This window comes from Synechococcus sp. MIT S9504 (assembly GCF_047497135.1).
Taxonomy (GTDB): domain Bacteria; phylum Cyanobacteriota; class Cyanobacteriia; order PCC-6307; family Cyanobiaceae; genus Synechococcus_C.
Map to the genome: position 1 here is coordinate 454,250 of NZ_CP138942.1, position 17,649 is coordinate 471,898.

The 17,649-nt window shown below is 56.3% G+C and carries 22 protein-coding genes; 9 read left to right on the forward strand and 13 right to left on the reverse strand.

Annotated elements, in window-relative coordinates; genetic code table 11:
• Positions 1–157 precede the first annotated feature (157 nt).
• From SIB58_RS02565 to SIB58_RS02575, 3 genes are all read right to left on the reverse strand, one after another.
• On the reverse strand, positions 158–304 hold the full coding sequence (locus SIB58_RS02565) for a hypothetical protein (RefSeq protein ID WP_170953724.1): 147 nt from the start codon (positions 302–304) through the stop codon (positions 158–160).
• 64 nt (positions 305–368) lie between these two features.
• A complete protein-coding gene (locus SIB58_RS02570) occupies positions 369–1,418 on the reverse strand; it encodes a CobW family GTP-binding protein (protein ID WP_067325841.1) in 1,050 nt (349 codons plus the stop codon).
• A gap of 37 nt (positions 1,419–1,455) precedes the next feature.
• Positions 1,456–1,737, reverse strand: coding sequence for a 4a-hydroxytetrahydrobiopterin dehydratase (locus SIB58_RS02575; protein WP_067325839.1), 282 nt, complete (start codon positions 1,735–1,737; stop codon positions 1,456–1,458).
• Positions 1,738–1,840: 103 nt separating this feature from the next.
• Between SIB58_RS02575 and SIB58_RS02580 the strand changes: the two genes are divergently transcribed.
• Both SIB58_RS02580 and SIB58_RS02585 read left to right on the forward strand, forming a co-directional pair.
• Positions 1,841–2,044 (forward strand): hypothetical protein, encoded by a 204-nt coding sequence (locus SIB58_RS02580; RefSeq protein ID WP_231857004.1) that lies wholly within the window; start codon positions 1,841–1,843, stop codon positions 2,042–2,044.
• Positions 2,045–2,125: 81 nt separating this feature from the next.
• Positions 2,126–2,269, forward strand: a complete 144-nt coding sequence (locus tag SIB58_RS02585; protein ID WP_156486590.1) for a hypothetical protein — start codon at positions 2,126–2,128, stop codon at positions 2,267–2,269.
• Between the two features lie 92 nt (positions 2,270–2,361).
• On the opposite strand, the gene SIB58_RS02590 is transcribed toward SIB58_RS02585, so the two are convergent.
• Positions 2,362–2,580, reverse strand: coding sequence for a hypothetical protein (locus SIB58_RS02590; RefSeq protein WP_066905873.1), 219 nt, complete (start codon positions 2,578–2,580; stop codon positions 2,362–2,364).
• A gap of 72 nt (positions 2,581–2,652) precedes the next feature.
• Here SIB58_RS02590 and SIB58_RS02595 point away from each other — a divergent pair, with 72 nt between their 5' ends.
• Both SIB58_RS02595 and SIB58_RS02600 read left to right on the forward strand, forming a co-directional pair.
• On the forward strand, positions 2,653–4,185 hold the full coding sequence (locus SIB58_RS02595) for a carboxypeptidase M32 (RefSeq protein WP_067325837.1): 1,533 nt from the start codon (positions 2,653–2,655) through the stop codon (positions 4,183–4,185).
• 124 nt (positions 4,186–4,309) lie between these two features.
• Positions 4,310–4,897 (forward strand): inorganic diphosphatase, encoded by a 588-nt coding sequence (locus SIB58_RS02600; protein ID WP_066905869.1) that lies wholly within the window; start codon positions 4,310–4,312, stop codon positions 4,895–4,897.
• A gap of 91 nt (positions 4,898–4,988) precedes the next feature.
• Here the strand turns inward: SIB58_RS02600 and SIB58_RS02605 are convergent, their stop codons facing one another.
• Positions 4,989–5,141: a hypothetical protein gene (locus SIB58_RS02605; RefSeq protein ID WP_156486589.1), complete on the reverse strand. Its 153-nt coding sequence runs from the start codon at positions 5,139–5,141 to the stop codon at positions 4,989–4,991.
• A 188-nt stretch (positions 5,142–5,329) separates the two neighbouring features.
• On the opposite strand from SIB58_RS02605, the gene SIB58_RS02610 reads away from it, so the two are divergent.
• On the forward strand, positions 5,330–5,836 hold the full coding sequence (locus SIB58_RS02610) for a L,D-transpeptidase (protein WP_231857003.1): 507 nt from the start codon (positions 5,330–5,332) through the stop codon (positions 5,834–5,836).
• Here SIB58_RS02610 and SIB58_RS02615 read toward each other — a convergent pair.
• The 3 genes from SIB58_RS02615 to hemC form a co-directional block, all read right to left on the reverse strand.
• Positions 5,826–5,972 (reverse strand): hypothetical protein, encoded by a 147-nt coding sequence (locus SIB58_RS02615; RefSeq protein ID WP_231884134.1) that lies wholly within the window; start codon positions 5,970–5,972, stop codon positions 5,826–5,828. The genes SIB58_RS02610 and SIB58_RS02615 overlap by 11 nt on opposite strands.
• Before the next feature lie 67 nt (positions 5,973–6,039).
• A complete protein-coding gene (locus SIB58_RS02620; protein ID WP_231857002.1) occupies positions 6,040–6,243 on the reverse strand; it encodes a MarC family protein in 204 nt (67 codons plus the stop codon).
• A gap of 215 nt (positions 6,244–6,458) precedes the next feature.
• Complete coding sequence (gene hemC / locus SIB58_RS02625) at positions 6,459–7,412, reverse strand: hydroxymethylbilane synthase (RefSeq protein WP_066905862.1); 954 nt, start codon at positions 7,410–7,412, stop codon at positions 6,459–6,461.
• Between the two features lie 156 nt (positions 7,413–7,568).
• On the opposite strand from hemC, the gene SIB58_RS02630 reads away from it, so the two are divergent.
• The gene (locus SIB58_RS02630; RefSeq protein ID WP_066905860.1) at positions 7,569–8,021 is read left to right on the forward strand and encodes a DUF6561 domain-containing protein; all 453 of its coding nucleotides are present in this window, start codon (positions 7,569–7,571) and stop codon (positions 8,019–8,021) included.
• 622 nt (positions 8,022–8,643) lie between these two features.
• Complete coding sequence (locus SIB58_RS02635; protein ID WP_369818630.1) at positions 8,644–9,366, forward strand: AEC family transporter; 723 nt, start codon at positions 8,644–8,646, stop codon at positions 9,364–9,366.
• Positions 9,367–10,319: 953 nt separating this feature from the next.
• Here the strand turns inward: SIB58_RS02635 and rpoD are convergent.
• Positions 10,320–11,756: an RNA polymerase sigma factor RpoD gene (gene rpoD / locus SIB58_RS02640; RefSeq protein ID WP_067325831.1), complete on the reverse strand. Its 1,437-nt coding sequence runs from the start codon at positions 11,754–11,756 to the stop codon at positions 10,320–10,322.
• Between the two features lie 307 nt (positions 11,757–12,063).
• Between rpoD and priA the strand changes: the two genes are divergently transcribed.
• Complete coding sequence (gene priA, locus SIB58_RS02645) at positions 12,064–14,361, forward strand: primosomal protein N' (RefSeq protein WP_066905852.1); 2,298 nt, start codon at positions 12,064–12,066, stop codon at positions 14,359–14,361.
• Between the two features lies 1 nt (position 14,362).
• Here the strand turns inward: priA and SIB58_RS02650 are convergent, their stop codons facing one another.
• The 3 genes from SIB58_RS02650 to SIB58_RS02660 are packed head-to-tail and all read right to left on the reverse strand — an operon-like array spanning position 14,363 to position 16,892.
• A complete protein-coding gene (locus SIB58_RS02650) occupies positions 14,363–15,454 on the reverse strand; it encodes a DUF3153 domain-containing protein (protein ID WP_066905850.1) in 1,092 nt (363 codons plus the stop codon).
• Positions 15,455–15,457: 3 nt separating this feature from the next.
• Complete coding sequence (gene argB, locus SIB58_RS02655) at positions 15,458–16,315, reverse strand: acetylglutamate kinase (protein WP_066905848.1); 858 nt, start codon at positions 16,313–16,315, stop codon at positions 15,458–15,460.
• Positions 16,308–16,892, reverse strand: coding sequence for a DUF2854 domain-containing protein (locus tag SIB58_RS02660; protein ID WP_066905847.1), 585 nt, complete (start codon positions 16,890–16,892; stop codon positions 16,308–16,310). Before SIB58_RS02660 ends, argB begins: the two co-directional genes overlap by 8 nt.
• Positions 16,893–16,960: 68 nt before the next feature.
• Here SIB58_RS02660 and SIB58_RS02665 point away from each other — a divergent pair, with 68 nt between their 5' ends.
• Positions 16,961–17,179 carry a hypothetical protein gene (locus tag SIB58_RS02665; RefSeq protein ID WP_066906127.1) on the forward strand — a complete coding sequence of 73 codons (219 nt, stop codon included), beginning with the start codon at positions 16,961–16,963 and terminating at the stop codon, positions 17,177–17,179.
• Between the two features lie 16 nt (positions 17,180–17,195).
• On the opposite strand, the gene SIB58_RS02670 is transcribed toward SIB58_RS02665, so the two are convergent.
• Positions 17,196–17,642 (reverse strand): single-stranded DNA-binding protein, encoded by a 447-nt coding sequence (locus tag SIB58_RS02670; RefSeq protein ID WP_066905846.1) that lies wholly within the window; start codon positions 17,640–17,642, stop codon positions 17,196–17,198.
• Between the last annotated feature and the right edge of the window lie 7 nt (positions 17,643–17,649).

The following is a 17,649-nucleotide window of genomic DNA, read 5'->3' on the forward strand; positions in this document are numbered from 1 at the left end:
TCCAGGCAGAACAAATCCGTTGTGTCGCGACAGGAATGCTGGGAAGACACGCTTAAGGGCGATTTTGAGAAGCGTATTCAATAACCTGGATACGTGCATCAAAAAACCCTCACGCCAGGTGAGGGTTTTGAAGGTAATAGCGCTTTCAAGCTGCTGTTCAGCGATCGTTGCGACGAACGGGGATGGGAACCAGGGCTGGCTCCATCAAGCCACCACCGCCGTTGTCGTCATCGGAATCGAGCAGCAGCCAGAAGGCAAGCGCCAGAGCCATCAACAGCCCACCAGCCGCGAGAACTTCAACCATGCCCTCTCCTCATCGAATGCCACCCTAATCAACTTTGCTGAATACGGGGCAACTTCGCCCCCACTTACTGATCAACAGGCACGACAACGCACTCTTGAAGCTGATGTCTCAGGGAATCATGGTCGAGACCACGACCGATCAGTACCAGTTGGTTCTTTCGGGTTCCATTCCAGTCGCTGTCGTCGATTGAGAACCGTTTGCCCGCCAGGTGGAACACGTGACGTCGCTCGCTTTCCTTGAACCAGAGAATTCCCTTTGCTCGAAAAACGCTTTCGGGCAGATGATTGTCGAGAAAATTCTGAAAGGCTCTCAGATCAAAGGGATCACTGCTTGAGAAGGACAGTGACGTGAATCCTTCAATGGCCAGATGATCAGCGGATCCATGGTCGTGCCCATGGTCATGGCTGTGTTCATGATCGTGGCTATGCCCATGGTCATGGCTATTCCCGTGATCGTGGCTGTGTCCGTGGTAGTGGCCTTCGTTCACCACCCGGTCGGATTCGAACAGACCCACGCTCAGCAGAAGGGGCAGCGGCACATCTCCCTTCACTGAATGCAGGATGCGCGCATCTTTCTTGACGTCGCGCAGCTGTTGTTCGACATCCTTCACGCGACTTTCATCAACAAGATCGGTCTTGTTGAGCATCAGGATGTCGCCATAAATCACCTGCGATCGACCGACTTCGCTGGCAATGGCCTCTGCTCCGAAGTTCTCGGCATCAATCAAGGTGATGATTGAATCGAGCCTTGTCAAATCACGCAGCTCGCTGCCCAGGAATGTCATTGCAACGGGCAGCGGATCAGCCAGACCCGTGGTTTCAACCACCAGATATTCCACGGGTTTGGGTCTGTTGAGGATGCGGTCCACGGCATCAAGCAGCTCGCCGTTGATCGAGCAGCAGATGCATCCGTTGCTCAGTTCGACCATGTCCTCATTGGTGCTGACCACCAACTCATTGTCGATTCCGATCTCCCCGAATTCATTGACAAGCACAGCTGTTTTAAGCCCCTCCTGATTGCTCAGGATGTGGTTCAACAGTGTTGTTTTCCCTGCTCCGAGAAAACCAGTGAGAATCGTCACCGGCACCGCGGCTCGCTTCACGCTGGTTGTCATAGAAAAATCCCCTTCCTCAATCCATTTTGGCAGCGGCTCACTGCAGGGCGTCGATGGATTGCGCCAGCTCTGCATCCAGATTGCTGAGTCCTCCCAGGTCGTGGGTGGTCAGCTCGATCGTCACCCGGTTGTAGACATTGCTCCAGTTGGGATGATGCTGTTTTGCTTCAGCCAGCAGGGCAACCCTGGTCATGAAGGCGAATGCCTCACTGAAGTCGCTGAACTGCCACTGTCGTTTGAGGCGTTCATCCCCCACCTGCCACTGCGTCAGAGTGGCGCGTAGGTTTTCACGATCCTGAGGGCTGAGCAGTGCTGCCATTGACCATCATCTCTGAACTTCAGCTCTAGCCTGGAGCGTGAGCAGCGGTTGTGGTCAACAGATGATCAACAGACTGGTCTGGATTCTGCTGATCCTTGTCCCGATGGATAGCGTTTCAGTGCTTCCGGCAAGGGCGCAACGGGTGGTCAAGAAACTCACTGCTGAGTGCCCGATGGGCTACATCGATATGTCGAACGGCAAGTGCAGCGCTCTTGGATTGATGAGCTACACCCTTCGCCCGGCAATGGATGACAACTGTCCTTCCGGTTGGAATCCCATGGGCGGTGGCTATTGCCGCAAGGACTGAACCAATCGACCTGAACCAATCGACAAATCCGCGAGACAATGTGGTGATGGAGCGGTCAGCCTGTGTCGGAGAGCTTGAGTCATGACAGACGTCGACTATTTGATCAATCGATTTCATGAGCTGTTCCGACGCCAGGATGCCCAGCGTCAGTTGAAACGGCTGACGCTCGGGGAACAGACGGATCAGGAGCGAGGCTCTCCTGAAGACGGCGAAGAGCAGCCCTGAGCGGAGAGTCGATTCCGACTCCGCCCTGTAACTGCTGTTTCAATTAGAACAGCGTGCACGACAGATCTTGGGAGGTCATGCGACTCCTGTATTTAGCAGCAGTCTTCGCTACGGCCGCCTGGCTGATCGCTCTGTTGTGGCGGAAGCTCGTCGCTGTCCGACAAGTCAACGTCATTGTTGAATCCCCTGAGAGAACAGCCCAGGTCAATGCCCTGGAGAGGGCTCTGAGAGCTGAAGGTGGGGAGACGGATTCCAGTGCGAACGACGATCAGGAGCTGTCCTGATGGCGCATGGATGGAGGGCAAGCGCATCAGCGATCTGCGTTCTGGGGTCTGTGCTCGGATCTTGAAGCTCGTTAAGGTCTTTTCAGATCGATGAAGCCAATGGCTGCCGGGATAACGGCTTGGGATCGTCTTGGCTCGCACCTTCACGAAACCCAGGTTATGGATTCCATAACCAGGACGCTGTACTGGGATCAGAACACCCGAATGCCAAGCGGTGGTTCAGCCTGGCGGGGTGAGCAACTGGCTCTGCTGGCTCGCCAGCTCCATGCACGCCAGAGTTCAGAGCACTATGCGCAGCTGATTGCGGCAGCCCGTGAGGACTGGCGAATTCGCGCCAACAGTGTTGATCACCCTGAAGTCATCAGTGGCCAGGCCCGCAATCTGGACCTGCTTGAGCAGGATCTCCGTCGGCAGCAGGCACTTGATCCGGATCTTGTCAGTGCTCTTGCCACAGCCAAATCCCAGGGTTACGACCTCTGGCAACAGGCCCGCCGCACTTCCGACTTTTCACTTTTTGCGCCGGCTCTTCGTCGGATGGTCGAGTTGCGTCAGGAACAGGCCCGTCAGCTGGCAGAACCGCGAAGTTGCTGGGAAACACTCGCGCAGCCGTTCGAGCCTGATCTCACATTGCAGCGGCTTCAGGATCTGTTTGCGCCGCTGCGCAGACGCTTGCCCGAACTACTGGAGCAACTCAAGGGCAGTCCCAGACCGTCGACTCTCAGTTGGGATCTGCCCGCATCGACACAGCAGCAGCTCTGTGATCAGCTGCTCAGCGACTGGGGCAGGGACAAGGGAATCACATGCGTGGCTGCTTCGCCCCACCCCTTCTCGATCACCTTGGGGCCTCGCGACTTCCGCATCACCACGCGCGTGGTGGCTGGTCAGCCTCTGTCCTGTTTTCTGGCCACAGCCCATGAGTGGGGACATTCGCTCTACGAGCAGGGACTGCCGACCAGCACGCATCAGTGGTTTGCCTGGCCTCTCGGCCAGGCCACGTCGATGGCGGTGCATGAAAGTCAGTCGCTGTTCTGGGAGAACCGGGTGGCCCGCAGTCAGCCCTTCTCAGAACTCTGGTGGGAACGCTTTGCCGCTGCGGGCGCACCTCTTGAGTCAGCAGCGGATCTCTGGAAGGCGATGAATCCGATGGCGCCAGGATGCAACCGGGTGGAAGCTGACGAACTCAGCTATGGACTTCATATTCTGGTGCGGACGGATCTTGAGCTGGCTCTGCTGGAACAGGGCCTGCCGGTGGAGGATCTTCCGAGCGAATGGAATCGTCGTTACCGCGAACTGCTGGGGGTTACCCCTGAGGATGATGCTCAGGGCTGCCTCCAGGATGTGCACTGGAGTGAAGGTCTGTTCGGCTACTTCCCGTCCTATCTGCTCGGACATCTGATCAGTGCACAGCTGAGCGAAGCGATGCAGACGGCGATCGGTTCCCCCGAAGAGCATGTCCGCCGTGGTGATCTGAGCGTCATGCTCGGCTGGCTGAGGGAGAACGTCCATCCCATCGGGCGTGCCCTCAATGCTGAACAGCTTGTGGAGAAGGTCTCCGGTCGCAGTCTTTCCAGCACACCTTTCCTGAACTATCTCGAAGCCAAGCTGGAGCGCTTGTGCATTGCGCGGGTCTGAGCCCTCTTCCCAGAACTCGGTGATGAATCAGCGTGTGGTGATTTTCAGAGTCGAACAACTCTGTTGAGCGCGAAGCTGATGCTGACACTTGCTCGTAATATCACCGCTCCGAACGCCGTCCTCCATGGCCAATCTCGACCAGGCTCCGAGCCGCAGCATGCCGAACCTGCTGCATGTGCTGCCGGCCTTTGCTGATGAATCCGAGTTGCGTCTGAACACGATCGTGGAGCTGAACTCCAACACGATCAACAAGTACGAGCTGATCACCGAGACCGGGCACCTGAAGCTGGACCGGGTTGGTTACTCCTCTTTGGCCTATCCCTTCGCCTACGGCTGCATTCCCCGCACCTGGGATGAAGATGGTGACCCGCTCGATATTGAGATTGTCAATGTCACTGAGCCTCTGATTCCAGGTTCAATTGTTGAGGCTCGCATCATCGGCATCATGACCTTTGATGACGGTGGTGAGGTCGATGACAAGGTCATCGCGGTCCTGGCCGATGACAAGCGCATGGATCACATCAAGTGCTTTGAAGACCTTGGTGAGCACTGGAAAAAGGAAACCACTTATTACTGGGAGCATTACAAGGATCTGAAGAAGCCTGGAACCTGCACCGTGAACGGTTTCTTCGGTACGGAGAAGGCCGTCGAGATCGTCAAGGCCTGTGAGGCTCGATATGTGACTGAGATTGACCCCAAGCTCGTCGATTGATCCACGAGTGGCATTGCGATCAACGTCTTGGTGCTGCCCATCAACTCCTGCATCAGCAAGATGCTGATGCAGGACAACTGACTTTTGGGTGTCAGCTGTTGCCTGTCAGGGGCTGCTCTCTGGCCAGTCGGCGATATCTGGCAGCATTCCGCCTGCTGTGCCCACATTCAGCTGTGCGCACATGGATGAAGGCCTGGAGCATGAATCGAGCTTCAGCTTCGCTCCACTGAAGTTGTTCCGGCATCGCAGCAGCCAGCGGATTGGACCCTTCTGTTAGAGAAAACCTGGAAACATTCCGCGGCGCAGAGGAGGCATTTCTTCAGAAAGTCCTCCACTGGTGTGCGGTTTTTCCTCTGGCCAGTGGATACGTTGAGACCAGTGAGTCTTGGCTGTCCGGTAATGCGTCTCATGTGCGTTGGCTGCTCCTCTTTGTTGGCCGTTGGGGCTGTTTCTGTAGCTCTGGCTGCATCAGATCCAGCAGTTGCTTCGCCTCAGCTGCAGGCACCGCTCTTTGCTTCAGCGAAGGTGCATTCTGTGAATGCTGAGACGAGCATTCATCTCGATCTCAAGCAGCGACGCATCAGTGTGATCCGCGCTGGACAGTCCATCGGGCGCTGGCCGGTGGCGATTGGTGATCCCAAGACTCCAACACCGACAGGTGTGTTTCGGGTCGAGACCAAGCTTGTCAATCCTCAGTACGAAAGCACGAAATCCGGCCGGGTTCATCCGGTCACCGGACCTGCCAGCCCACTCGGCCATCGCTGGATTGGCTTTTTACAGCAGGGACCCAACCAATTCGGCATTCATGGAACCCCCTGGCCTCATTGGGTGAAAATCCGCGCGGCGGTGTCCAATGGCTGTGTACGCATGCTCAATGCCCACGTTCAGAAGCTCTACGAGCTTGTGGACGTGGGCACTCCGGTGATGATCACCCGGTGAGTTTTATCCCCCGAAGCCCCGGGAAGCCTGCACTTAATCCTGAGAACAGCATCTGTACTGCAATCGCAGTGAGGATGGGGCCCATGATTTTCCTGAGCACCTGCAAAGCAGACTCACTGACCTTGGATGAGAGCATCTCACCAGTTAAATATCAGATCAACAAGCACGCTCATGGCGAGCACCACGAGGCTGAGGCTCAGTTTTCATCCCATGCTTGCTGCGCCTGGATCCATCATCACCACAGTGATGTCGCCCGGGCCAGCCAGCAGGGGAATGCCCAAGGGAACGATCCCTTTGACCGAGGAGTTCTGGTCGCGTTCCACGGACTTCGGGTCGTGGCGAACCTTCGAAGGTTCGGAGTGCAGCATCGAAAGGCCGATCATCACCACGATCAACCCCCCTGCCACCTGAAAGGCTGGTCGCCCGGTTCCAAAGAAGCCGAGCAGGTCGTTGCCGATTCAGGTGGCCAGGAGCAGAGCGATCAGCATGGTCAACGCGCTGCTTCGAGCGATCTCTGCTCCTGACGTTTATGGCCATTCGTGAACGACAACTAGATCGGCAGATTGCCGATTGGATTGAAAAATGGTGAAAATTCCGCCCGTCGTGTGCAGCATTGACTTAGTCAGGCTTCGGGACGAACCGTTGCGAAGATCTCCTGCAGGATCTCCCCAGCTCCACGAGATTTCAAGTCTGCTGCGAGCTTCAGGCCCACATCTTCAGGATTACCGAGAGGGCCGCGGCGTTCATCACGGATCAGTCGCTGGCCATCAAGGCTGGCCACCATCCCGGTGAGAACCAGTTCATGGCCGTCAATACGGCTGTTGACCCCGATGGGTACCTGGCAGCCGCCTTCAAGTTCTCGGAGGAAGGCGCGTTCCGCGAGGCATCTCCCTGCAGTGGGGCCATGTTCAAGGACTTGAATGATGTTGAGAACATCTTTGTTGTCTGTGACACATTCGATGCCGAGGGCTCCCTGTCCTACTGCATGCAGTGAGATGTGGCCAGGAATGATCTGATGGATCCGATCGGCGAATCCGAGCCGACTCAGGCCTGCCGCAGCAAGGATCAGACAGTCGTAGCCGCCAGCATCCAGCTTCTCTAGACGGGTGATGACGTTCCCACGAACGTCCTTGAACTGCAGATGGGGAAAGTGGTGGCGCAGCTGGGCGAGTCTCCGCAGTGAGCTGGTTCCGACGACGGATCCCTCTGGAAGTGTTTCCAAGGTGTATTCAGCGTTCTTGCTGTTGACCACCAGTGCATCAGCGGGATCCTCCCGCTCGGTGATGCAACCGAGCATGAGGCCCTCGGGCAGGTTGGTGGGCAGATCCTTGAGGGAATGCACGGCGATCTCTGCTCGACCCACCAGCATCTGGGCCTCCAGTTCCTTGGTGAACAGGCCTTTGTCTCCGATTTTGGCAAGAGCCACATCCAGAATTTTGTCGCCCTGAGTGGCCATGGCTTCCACCGAAATCGCCAGGCCTGGGTGAGCTTTCTCCAGTTCGGCTTTGACCCAGTTGGTCTGCACCATGGCCAGCTGGCTGCGGCGTGAGGCGATGCGCAGTTGCTCGAGAGCCATGGGCACGTTGAAACAGCCACTCAGCCTACGGAGTCGAAGGCCCAGATCTGCTCAAGATTTCACAGAATGCAGGCCCGTGGGGGCTTCTTGCCTCTGGATGACGACTCACTGTTTTAAGCGAGCAGCTTTACGATCAAATCGTTCTCGAGAGTTGTAATGCCTGGTCCTGTGGTCAACGGGGTGAAGGTGAGCCATTCAACTGCTGGCTCGTCTCTTGCTCAGGTGGATGAATCAGTACCTTTTCTGCCTTTGTTGAGCGAGGGATCGATTCGACTGGTGCTACTCACCAGCGGTGTGATGCTGGTGGCGAGGCTCAGGCAGACCACCGACTCCGACGGCGATCGGGCTTATCAGTTGATCAGGCCTCTGCGTCTGGAAAAGCAGGATGATTCAGGGCCATGGTCCCTGCATTCCTATCTGGCTGGGTTAACGCCCCAGCGCAATGTTGTGATGCTCAAGGCTGCTGTTGCAGCATTGCTCGAGCCGGAAGCACGAATTCTTCAGGCTTATACCCGTTCCACCAACCAGGAATGTCCTCCATCGGAAACGCCAGTTGAGCGTTTGAAGAAGGCATTTCAGGAATTTACCGACAGCATTGAGTCCCACTGAACGATTTTTCAATTCAAGAAGGCTACAAAGGAGCCATATAGCTTTCTATAAACAATAGAGATTTATAACCATGGTGCTTTTGATGTGAGATCAGGTTTTAGTTGACACAATGCGACTGGTCTCAGATCTGCATAGGCGTTTTTGGGTTGACATTGAAATTTTGATGAAGTGCTTCTCAGGGTTGGGCCCATGGGCGCTGAGAATTAATTGGTCTTTAGTCAATCGAGCTTGCCATGATTAAGTCAAGTTGATCGCCGCACCTTCTGGCTTGTCGACTTGTGCACTGTGCTTTCATCGCTATGAAAATGCATTTGAGTGCCAGTGCTTCCAGCTTTATAAGAAGGCCATGTCATTACCACTGTCAATAGAACTTCTTCTGCGCCATGCCACATTCGATCATTAGTGCGATCTTTCCTGTTATTGCTTACCTTTGCATTGGCTACATCGCTAAGCGAACTAAAAAGTTTGATCCCGCGAATAGTGGAATTCTCATTGGCTATGCGTTGAATATCTCGATTCCATGCATGATTGTGCTTGATATGACTCGGCAAAATGTGTTTAAGGGCTTTTCTCAATATTTTCAATTCTTTGGCGGTTACCTTCTCGTCTCATTTATTGTTTTTTGATATCCTGTGTTTATGGAAGGCTTGTTAAGCGTCAGAATTTATTGATTGGCTCATATTTTGCAGCTGCTGCTTCTTATTCAAATACCTGCATGATTGCGTTGCCAATTCTCGCCATCATGCTTCCTATTGTAGGCGCAACGTATGGAGTTATTGGAGTGATCGTTTTGATTATAGGGCTCCAAGCTACTTCGATTATTTATGAATGCACATCCAAAGAGGAATCAGGCTTGAATTTTCGTAAGGTGCTTGGCTCAATTTGGAAGGCGATGAAAGCGAATTACTTTATTGCTATGGTCCTGGGCTTAATACTCTCATTCCTGGGCTTTCAGTTTCCCAGTGTGCTGGGAGCGAGTTTGAATGCTGTTGGCATCACAACGGCGCCAGTTGCCCTTTTTGCTATCGGGGCTCAACTCAACTTCACTCTCTTTAGAAATCACATTCGTATTGTCAGTGAGTGTACATTTTTCAAATTATTTTTGATGCCTGTGCTTGCCTGGTTTGTTTGTGATCTTGTTAAATTGCCACCAGCTCCAGCTGTTGCGGTGATCCTTTGTAGTGCAGTACCTACCGCGAAATGTCAATACGCTGTCGCTCGATCACATGACGTCTATGTAGAGGAAACTGAATCGATTGTTGCGGGCACAACGATTCTATCGATGATTACTCTGACAATTGTCATCGCTTTAGTAGCTGCTGAGTTTCCAGCGATTGTTATATGAGCATTGCTGTTAAAAGTAAAGAGCACTTAGGTTTACTTTAAAGTCGTATTTAACAGATCAGCGTTGTGAACGATTAGGATGCCATGGTCATCAGTTGCGGCATTTTTTGTAAAACAGGGATGAGCGATGAGGTGAATTTTCTTGTCAGGACTTTGTTGATGATTAAGTATTTGGTGGCTTGATTCTACATATAGTCTCGTGATCATGAGTGTTCAATGGCGATCAAAGTGAGCGCAAGTTGATACGAGATAGGCGCATTGGTGTTTAAGGCGGCTTTGAAATCATGGAACACCTCCTTTTCTTCTTCTTCTTCTTCTTCTTCTTCTTGTTCCTCGATGTGACTTCAATGTTTTGTGGGCTTGACATCTGATTCAATTGCGCAAGTGATGCTGCAATCAAGTTGTTGGCCTGAAATATGCCATCGTTTCTATAGACTTTCTCTGTGTATTTGATTCGAGCCTTTTCTGCTTAAGGTCGACTTAACAGAGGCAAAAGTATATTAGGGTCATGACTCTATATTCTCTCAGGGGAGGATGAGCTGAGATGCCTCGCTGATTAGGATGGCAAGTGATCTTCCGATTGCCGAATTCTTTGGATTGAATCAAGTTTGTAAAATAAGGTGCCTAGCGGTTTCTCGGGGGATGGATTGCTGCTTGGGTTGGTCCTATTCGTCGGCAAGTATACGCCTATACGATGGCTAGAGATTGTAAAAATAAATCCCACTTTGAATTATGAAGTTGTTGGTTAATGAACCTCTTCAATGCTTCTCGTTTGACCATCCTCTGTTTCCGCTTAGGGCACAACTATTCTTTCCGCTCGGATTGGCTGCTTTGATGTGTTCGGCCATCCTTGGTTGGTGCCGAAATTCCACCCAATCCAAGCCCCAGGTAGTCGAAAGCCCCAGAATCCTCTTGTGGCAAAGGATCCTGAGGCTGTAGAAACTGAGTAGCTGACTATTTGATGTATTCCTTCAGGACCCCGTTCCGATTGGGATGCCGCAGCTTGCGCAATGCCTTGGCTTCGATCTGGCGGATCCGCTCACGGGTGACGTCGAAGATCTGGCCGATTTCCTCGAGGGTCTTCATGCGTCCGTCATCCAGGCCGTAGCGAAGACGGAGCACGTCGCGCTCCCTCGGACTGAGCGTGGCCAGTACGCCTTCGAGATCCTCACGAAGAAGATTTTTGGCCACGTCCTGTTCGGGATTCTCGATATCGGCTTCGATGAAGTCGCCGAGGCGGGAATCCTCTTCTTTGCCGATTGGGGTCTCAAGGGAGATCGGCAGCTGGGCGCTCTTGGCGATGAAGCGCAGCTTCTCAATGGTCATTTCCATTGATTCAGCGATCTCTTCTTCCGTGGGTTTTCGGCCGAACTCCTGGCTGAGCACTTTGGTGGTCTTTTTGATGCGGGAGATGGTCTCGTAGAGATGGACCGGCAGGCGAATTGTTCGACTTTGATCAGCGATGGCCCGAGTGATGGCCTGACGAATCCACCAGGTGGCATAGGTGGAGAATTTGTAGCCTTTCTCGTGGTCAAATTTCTCCGCGGCACGAATCAGTCCGAGACTGCCTTCCTGGATTAGGTCCTGGAAGCTCAGGCCACGATTCATGTATTTCTTGGCGATCGAGACCACAAGGCGCAGATTCGACTGAACCATTTTTTCCTTAGCCCGACGCCCGAGCATCAGTCGGCGGCGGAAACGAATCAGCGGCATCTCCACCAGCGCCGCCCATTCCTTGTTATCGGGTTCGCGGCCGTTGTCACTTTCGAACTGGGCAGCCAGCTCCTCGAGGTAGAGAAGGTCAGCGATCTTTCTGGCCAGTTCGATTTCTTCGTCTGGCCGCAGCAGGCGGATCCTGCCGATTTCCTGCAGATATACCCTGATCGAATCCTCGGTGTAGACCCCTTTGGGGCCAACTTTGATGCTCGCCAGCACCTTGGCCTTGGCGTCTGCTTTGGCTTTCTCTTCTTTGCTGATGGAAGGGTTGCCAGAGGTCTTGGCCAGCAACTGATCAGCGGCGGCATCAAGATCAGCGGGCTTGGCAGCGCTCGAGCTCTTGGCTCGGGTTGCTTTCGCAGGGGTTTTCGCGCTCTTTGCTGTCTTGGCGGCTGCTGCACCCTTGGCCGCAGTTGCGCTCTTGGCTGTAGTTGAGCTTTTGGCTGAGCTGCTTTTCGTGGCCGGCTTCGATTTCGTGGATGCCTTCGTGGCCGAGGACTTTGCTGCTGAAGTCTTTGACTCCGGCTTGGCCTTCTTGCTCACACCCTTGGGCAGTCCTTTGGAATCCGCCAGCATCACGATGGATGGAGTCGCCTTAGACGTCGCCGCTTTGGAAGAAGCAGTCTTGGGCGATGCAGCCTTGGGCTGAGCTGACTTGCTCGCAGCAGGACTCATGGGGATTGGGATGGTGAGGGTGTACGGAACTAACGCAGTCAACTGGTACGCAACCAAGCTCGGCCTGGTGACGCATCACCGCCTTGAAGCCGCCCCAAAACAGACGGGGTGACAACTGAGAGCAGTGATCGAGAATCAATTGGTGGGCTTTGGGCTGGGGCAGGGCTGTCAGGGGCGTTCTCAGACCGGTCGGCCGTCGGGGTAACCCCTGGCTCGAGCTTCGTGTCTTCCCACTGGACGGAACTCTGCTCTGTTCCGACAACAGCTGTTGAGCTGTCCAACATCTGTATCTTAAGAAAAACATGTGATGTCGGCAACCCCCGTCAATCAATCCTCCAGCCTTCCTGCCGCGCAGTTGATTTCGGAAGTCGATGTCTGGCTGGAGGCCGGTCGTGACGGTCGTACTTTCAGCTATTGCGACAGTCACAGTCTCGGAGTGGGACTGGGAGATCTGGTGGCGGTCCGTCTGAGAGGCCGTCGACTGCAGGGGCTGGTCACCGGCTGCAGGCCACTCGAAGCAGTGGCGAATTGTGCCGACAGCGACGCCGTTCAGCTCAACCCGGTCGAAGAGCTGGTGCAGCGCGCTGCAGTCGACCCGTCATGGCGCTCATGGCTGGACGCCATGGCAGCTCTTTGCCACACCAGTTCCTTTCGGATGCTCAAGGCGGCATTGCCTCCGGGATGGCTGGGACAACGGCCTTGTGCGGCACCGGCCCTGCGTCAGCTCTGGTGGGTTGAGCGGCTTGAAGTTTCTGATCCAACAGTCATGCCGAAGGCTTCCAGTTCCAGGCAATGCGAGCTGTTGGCGGAGCTCGAACGCAGGGGCGGTGGCGCTTGGCAACGTGACCTTCTGGCGGAGGGGTTCCAAACAGGCACCGTCAAGAGCCTGGAGAGCAAGGGCCTGATTCGCAGACAACGCAAGCCAGCGACCGCTTCCAGTGGATCAGCCCCGGAGACGTCCTGCCCTGCCGAGCTGGAGTCACCGCGATTGTTGACGGATGAGCAGCAAGCCGTGGTAAGCCAGTTTCAATCACTCCCCGAGGGTGGAGGACTGCTGCTCTGGGGCATCACCGGCTCCGGCAAGACCGAGGTCTACCTGCAGTTGGCAGCTGCTGAGCTGATGGCTGGCCGTCACGTTCTGCTGCTCACTCCGGAGATCGGCCTCATTCCCCAGCTCGTGGATCGTTGTCGTCAGCGTTTCGGAGGGCGGGTTCTGGAATATCACAGCGGTTGCACGTCCAGTGAGCGGGTTCGCACCTGGCGTCGCTGTCTCGAGAGTGACGATCCCATTGTGGTGGTAGGCACTCGCTCCGCGGTGTTTCTTCCCCTGCGCCCGCTGGGTCTGCTGGTGCTGGATGAGGAGCACGACAATTCCTACAAGCAGGACTCACCCATGCCCTGCTACCACGCAAGGGTCATGGCGTCAGAGCGGGTGAGGTTGCAGGGTGGTCGTTTGCTGCTCGGCAGCGCAACACCCTCACTCGAAAGCTGGAGCCGTCTCCAGCCTCAAGGAACTCTGGTTCTCGCCCGGCTGCGCTCGCGGATCTCCAGCCAGCCACTGCCACCCGTCCGGATTATTGACATGCGTCATGAACTGGCCGAGGGCAATAAACGCTTGATCAGTCGCGCCCTGATGGACCGGTTGGCCCAGCTCCCGGACAAAGGGGAACAGGCAGTCGTGCTGGTGCCGAGGCGCGGATACAGCACGTTTCTGAGCTGTCGCAGTTGTGGAGAGGTGGTGATGTGCCCTCATTGCGACGTCCCTCTGACCGTTCACGGCAATCGGGGCGCACAGCAGTGGCTGCGCTGTCACTGGTGTGACCATCGAGCCCCCATCACCCCCTCTTGCACATCATGCGGTTCCCTGGCGTTCAAGCCCTTTGGTGCAGGAACTCAACGGGTGTTGGAGCGTCTTGGCGAGGAACTCGGTGATCTGCGTCTACTGCGCTTTGATCGTGACACCACCGGTGGTCGTGATGGTCATCGAAGACTGCTGGCTCAGTTTGCGGAGGGTGAGGCTGATGTGCTGGTCGGGACGCAGATGCTGGCCAAAGGAATGGATCTGCCGCGCGTAACTTTGGCGGCGGTGCTTGCCGCCGATGGTCTTCTGCATCGACCTGATCTGAGGGCTGGAGAGCAGTGCCTGCAACTGCTTCTTCAACTCGCTGGCCGAGCCGGACGCGCAGAAAAGCCCGGTGAGGTGCTGGTCCAGACCTACAGCCCTGACCATCCAGTGATCCGTCATCTGGTGGATGGTCGTTACGAACGTTTTCTGGAAGAGGAATCGGCCCTGCGCCGTGAAGCAGGACTGGTTCCCTTTGCGCGGGCTTGCCTGATTCGCCTCTCAGGTCAGTCGGCCAGCGATACAGCGACCGCTGGAACCCTGCTGGCTGAACGGATTCGTGCAGGCTGTGCCGCGGCAGGCTGGCAATTGCTCGGCCCTGCGCCCGCTCCTGTGGCTCGGGTGGCGGGCCGCAGTCGCTGGCAGTTGCTTCTGCACGGTCCCCAGGACAGTGAGATCCCCCTGCCATCCGGAACCGGCCTGTGGGAAGGGCTCCCCAAAGATGTTTCCCTGGCCGTTGACCCTGATCCTCTGCAGCTGTGAATCAGGACGGCAGCTGGGGATAGCCAAATCCGAGTCGAACCCGCATGGACTGGAGCAGAAAACTCAGCAGCAGCAGCAGAACGATCAGCACACTGCCCAGCCCGAGAGGACTCCACTGCCATCGCTGGATCTGCAGTTGGTTGACGCTGCCGCTGTCAAGGGTCCAAAGTAGAACATCCCCTTCCAACCGACCCTTCATAGGACTGCTGCTGACCTGCTGAAGATCCTGAATTGGGGTGATGCTGATCTGCAAATCGCCGGCGGGAAACTCGGCGAGTGGAGAGAGGTCGAGGCGCAGGTTCAGTTGCTGCTGCATCCCGACCAACCAGTTTCTCTCCACGATCGCCAGATCCGGGGTGGGAAGGGTCACGCCAGCGCTGCGTCCAGCCAGCTCCACACTGCTGCGCATCAGCGTGGCGGCCTGACCTGCCCCCAGGGTGGGGCTGATCAGGTTGAGGGAACCTGTCCTGTCCTGATGCACCCTCCAGTTGAGGCCTTCCGAACGCAGCGCCTTCGCAAAGTTCTGCTGCCAGGGAAGACTGTGGCCACTGAGGCTGTTGATTCGCCAGCTCATCGCCAGGCGATCCGGACCCGCCAGATCAAGCTCGGCCGTGACGCGTACGCAGCCGCTGAGCAACAGAGTCAGTCCGATCAGTACGGCCAGCACCAGCACGGCAAAACCTGCTGATGGTGCCTGCGTTGGTCCCGTTGGCGGTGGAGGCGGTGGAGGTGGGCCACGTCTTCGCCGGCTGGTGAGAGTGCCTTTCCCCACGCGGGGAGCCATGTCCAGTGTCGGTAGCTGCATCGACCAGCGTGCCGGACGCTCAAGGCTTGGCGCTTCGAGAACACTCAGCAACTGACGAGCCCGGTTGCGCAGATCAGGATCCTTGCAACGTGTGAGCAGACGACAGGTGGAGATCGCCTTGCGTTCCTCGCCCTGTCCCATCCAGGCCGTCACCATCACCATCCGGATGGCAGCTCCCTCGGGTTCAGTGATCGGGTTCGCGTCGGCGAGAGGCTCCAGCAGGCGCAGACACAGGCCGTAATCACCGCGTTCAAGTGCCCGCTCGGCTGCTGCAAGCCCTGTGCTCATCCCTCAGCTGCGTCCCACCACCATGGTGCCGATGCCGGCATCGGTGAACACTTCCAGCAGCAGGGCATGGGCGACGCGTCCATCCACGATGTGGGCAGCGGCAACTCCCTGGGCGAGAGCTCTGATGCAACATTCGGTCTTGGGTGTCATGCCCCCTGCAACCACACCCTCCTGAATCAGTTGTCTGGCTTCTGAAAGCTTCAGCTGACGGATCAGCGATCCCGGATCCTCGCGGTCGCGCAGGATTCCTGGTGTGTCCGTCAACAAAATCAGCTTCTCGGCTTCCAGGGAGGCGGCTACTTCGCCGGCCACGGTGTCGGCGTTGATGTTGTGGGCCACTCCGTCGGGGTTAGCGGCCACGCTGGAGATCACGGGCACATAACCACGCTCAAGCAGTGCTTCGAGCACGTCGGGATTGACCTTGGCCACATCGCCGACCATCCCGTGGCTGCCATCCCCCCAGGAGCGCGCTTCCACCAGGCTGCCGTCACTGCCGCTCAGGCCGACTGCTTTGGCGCCAAGTCGGTTGAGTCCGTTCACGATCTGTTTGTTGACTCGACCAACTAGAACCATTTCCACCACGTCCATCGTTTCGTGGTCAGTCACTCGCAACCCATCCCTGAATTCAGGTGCGATGGCCAGTCGCTTCAACCAGTGATTGATCTCTGGCCCCCCGCCGTGCACAACAACGGGCTGGACTCCGACACTGCAGAGCAACGCCAGATCTCTGAACACGGCTGTTTGCAGCTCGGCATGGGCCATGGCCGCACCGCCGTACTTGACCACGATCCTGCGGCCTGCGAAGCGCTGAATGTAAGGAAGAGCCTCACTCAGAACAGAGACCCTGAGGGCATCATCCATTCGCTTGTTCTCCGGAGTCACCTTGCTGATCCGATGCCGAAACGCCCACTGGCAGGAGAATCAGATCCAGGCGGTCTCCGTTGAGAGGGGTGATTGTTGCCTCGAGGCCTTTGGCAAAAAAACGGCTTAATCGGTCTCTTCGCTCCTGCCAGATCTGCAGGGGAACGGCCTCACAGGCGAAACGCAGCCGCAGTCCGTAGTGACCGCTGCGAATGATCTCCTCGATCTCGAGCAGCTGAGGAGGGTTGTCTTCATCCCACAGCTTGAGCGATTCCAGAGAACTTTCCAGATGCGCTTTCTGGCCATAACGCCAACGTGTGACATCGCCAAGAAGTTTTCCCAGCTCAGGAGTGGAAGCCTCACGTTCTGTCTTGAGTTGTGCTCTGGGCGTTACACGCTTGGCCGGTGGCAGCTCCGACGATTTCAGGGCCAGTCCCCCAAGCAGGATCGGAATGCCGTAAAAAATTGTCGGCAGGCTCAAGTTGGCAGCGCCGGTGCCGTAGGCCACAGAACCAACCACGGTGAGCACACCGCCGGCGATGGTGACCAGGCTTCCTGGCGAGAGCAGATCGTTCATGCGGCATTGGAAGTGGCGCCATTCTGACCGTGCGGGGTTCAGGATGGATGGGCCAGCGGCCGCAGTTGATGGACAGCACCCGATCGCAAGACCAGGATCAGAACTCCACGCAGGATGCAACTGCGCTGATTCAGCAGCTGGAGCAGGACAGGGCCTGGTTGCTGGAACAGATTGACCGGGGGCGATGGCAGGAATTTCGCCTGGACCTGGCCGCACTCGAGCGTGAGCTTGGCCAGCTGTTGCAGCGAGCTTCAGAACATTTCAGCTCCGGCTCCGATCAGCTCTGAAGACTGTGCCCAGTATTCAGAAGGGGATGTCGTCCGTGTCTGGAACCAGCGGCGCGGTGTTCCACTGCGCTGCGGGCTCTTTTGCAGGAGCAGGAGCAGCTTCAGATCGTTTGGCAGGAACGGCCGCTGCGTGCTGGGCCTGAGCCGTGGAACCGGCTCCACCAGTTACAGGGTGGAGCCGGGCGAGTGTGAATTCAGCGCGTTTTTCCTTGGTGCCATCCTGACGTGGCACCGTGTTCATCCTCAGCCTGCCTTCGATCAGCAGACGCTGGCCCACCTGCACGCGATTCTGCAGGTCCTGGGCGAGGTTGCCCCATCCCACCACCTTGAGTTGGCCTCTGGGGTCATCGGGACGCAACGCATCAAAACCAACCTCCATTTCAGCGATTGGTGTCTGGTTGTCTTGGGTGTATCGCAGGGTGGGAGCCTGTAGAACATCCACCTCGAGTACGCAGTGATTCATCCTCGGC

Coding starts and splice junctions, on each gene's coding strand:
- SIB58_RS02565 (WP_170953724.1), bottom strand. CDS start 304: ATGGTTGAAGTTCTCGCGGCTGGTGGGCTGTTGATGGCTCTGGCGCTT.
- SIB58_RS02570 (WP_067325841.1), bottom strand. CDS start 1,418: ATGACAACCAGCGTGAAGCGAGCCGCGGTGCCGGTGACGATTCTCACT.
- SIB58_RS02575 (WP_067325839.1), bottom strand. CDS start 1,737: ATGGCAGCACTGCTCAGCCCTCAGGATCGTGAAAACCTACGCGCCACT.
- SIB58_RS02580 (WP_231857004.1), top strand. CDS start 1,841: ATGGATAGCGTTTCAGTGCTTCCGGCAAGGGCGCAACGGGTGGTCAAG.
- SIB58_RS02585 (WP_156486590.1), top strand. CDS start 2,126: ATGACAGACGTCGACTATTTGATCAATCGATTTCATGAGCTGTTCCGA.
- SIB58_RS02590 (WP_066905873.1), bottom strand. CDS start 2,580: ATGCGCTTGCCCTCCATCCATGCGCCATCAGGACAGCTCCTGATCGTC.
- SIB58_RS02595 (WP_067325837.1), top strand. CDS start 2,653: ATGGCTGCCGGGATAACGGCTTGGGATCGTCTTGGCTCGCACCTTCAC.
- SIB58_RS02600 (WP_066905869.1), top strand. CDS start 4,310: ATGGCCAATCTCGACCAGGCTCCGAGCCGCAGCATGCCGAACCTGCTG.
- SIB58_RS02605 (WP_156486589.1), bottom strand. CDS start 5,141: ATGCCGGAACAACTTCAGTGGAGCGAAGCTGAAGCTCGATTCATGCTC.
- SIB58_RS02615 (WP_231884134.1), bottom strand. CDS start 5,972: ATGCTCTCATCCAAGGTCAGTGAGTCTGCTTTGCAGGTGCTCAGGAAA.
- hemC (WP_066905862.1), bottom strand. CDS start 7,412: ATGGCTCTCGAGCAACTGCGCATCGCCTCACGCCGCAGCCAGCTGGCC.
- SIB58_RS02630 (WP_066905860.1), top strand. CDS start 7,569: ATGCCTGGTCCTGTGGTCAACGGGGTGAAGGTGAGCCATTCAACTGCT.
- rpoD (WP_067325831.1), bottom strand. CDS start 11,756: ATGAGTCCTGCTGCGAGCAAGTCAGCTCAGCCCAAGGCTGCATCGCCC.
- priA (WP_066905852.1), top strand. CDS start 12,064: ATGTCGGCAACCCCCGTCAATCAATCCTCCAGCCTTCCTGCCGCGCAG.
- SIB58_RS02650 (WP_066905850.1), bottom strand. CDS start 15,454: ATGAGCACAGGGCTTGCAGCAGCCGAGCGGGCACTTGAACGCGGTGAT.
- argB (WP_066905848.1), bottom strand. CDS start 16,315: ATGGATGATGCCCTCAGGGTCTCTGTTCTGAGTGAGGCTCTTCCTTAC.
- SIB58_RS02660 (WP_066905847.1), bottom strand. CDS start 16,892: ATGAACGATCTGCTCTCGCCAGGAAGCCTGGTCACCATCGCCGGCGGT.
- SIB58_RS02665 (WP_066906127.1), top strand. CDS start 16,961: ATGGACAGCACCCGATCGCAAGACCAGGATCAGAACTCCACGCAGGAT.
- SIB58_RS02670 (WP_066905846.1), bottom strand. CDS start 17,642: ATGAATCACTGCGTACTCGAGGTGGATGTTCTACAGGCTCCCACCCTG.